This window comes from Mesorhizobium sp. M2A.F.Ca.ET.039.01.1.1 (genome assembly GCF_003998035.1).
GTDB lineage: Bacteria > Pseudomonadota > Alphaproteobacteria > Rhizobiales > Rhizobiaceae > Mesorhizobium.
On the sequence record NZ_RZRY01001269.1, the window covers coordinates 1 to 1,005 of the forward strand.

The 1,005-nt window shown below is 63.3% G+C and carries 2 protein-coding genes; both read right to left on the minus strand.

The genetic code is table 11. The features are described 5' to 3' along the window. Window positions 1–82: 82 nt before the first annotated feature. The gene (locus EOA24_RS39185) at window positions 83–397 is read right to left on the minus strand and encodes a MocE family 2Fe-2S type ferredoxin (protein WP_126063309.1); all 315 of its coding nucleotides are present in this window, start codon (window positions 395–397) and stop codon (window positions 83–85) included. A gap of 37 nt (window positions 398–434) precedes the next feature. Then, window positions 435–1,005 (minus strand): fatty acid desaturase (locus EOA24_RS39190; RefSeq protein ID WP_189354646.1); only part of this gene is annotated, 571 nt, incomplete at its 5' end.

Below are 1,005 nucleotides of genomic sequence, written 5' to 3' on the forward strand. Positions count from 1 at the left end.
TCATAACCGAGATCGCGGAGCGCAAGCGCGGCGCGCCCGCCGCACTCGCCCGCACCAATGATCACCATCCCCGGCATCGCCGTCATCCGACCTGGATCAGGACCTTTCCGGCATCGACCTTGACCGGATAAGTCCTGAGATTCACGCAAACCGGCGCGCCGCGCGCGTCGCCGGTCTTGTAGTTGAAGCGACCATTGTGCTTGGGGCATTCGATGATGTCGTCCATCACGAGCCCGTCCGCCAGATGCACCTTTTCATGCGTGCACAGGCCGTCGGTGGCGAAGTACTCGTCGTCTGGGCTGCGGTAGATGGCGAAGGTGCGTCCGGCATGGTCGAACCGCATCACGTCCTCTTCGTCGATATCCCCGGCCGCGCAGGCCTCGACCCAGTCGCTCATCTCGTCCTCGTGAAATTCCTGGTCAGCCTTCGGCAGCTCACTCGGCCGCTGCCGCCACCGGGCTGTCGTTGTGCAATTCTTCCCGGTAGGGCTTTGCCGTCGGCGGCAGCACGCGCTTGAGGAAGTAATCCTCGTTGCGCAGCTGGCGCAGGAAGGCAGGGATCATCTCGCGGTAGCCGGCCAGGATCGACGGCGTCGGTGGCGGCAGGTCGTGCTTGATCATCTCGTGCAGCTTGGGCAGCGCGTGATAGGGCACCATCGGGAACATGTGGTGCTCCACATGGTAGTTCATGTTCCAGTAGATGAAGCGGCTGATCGGGTTCATCAGCACCGTCCGGCTGTTCAGGCGGTGATCGATGACATTTTCGGCGAGTCCGCCATGCTGCAGCAGGCCGGTCATCACGTGATGCCAGGCGCCGTAGAGGCGGGGCAGGCCGACGAGCATCAGCGGCAGCCATGAATGCAGGTAGAGCGCCAGCGCGATGGTCGCGATGTAGATGGCGAGCCAGATACGCGCCACACGGATCGCCTTCGGCTGCTCCTGTTCGGGAATGAAGGTCTTTTCCGCGGGGCTGATGATGCCGGCGGCATTGCGCAGCATGTCGGTC

What these genes read in the sequence shown, in the direction of transcription:
- EOA24_RS39185 (WP_126063309.1), bottom strand. Translation starts at nt 397, where the DNA reads ATGAGCGACTGGGTCGAGGCCTGCGCGGCCGGGGATATCGACGAAGAG.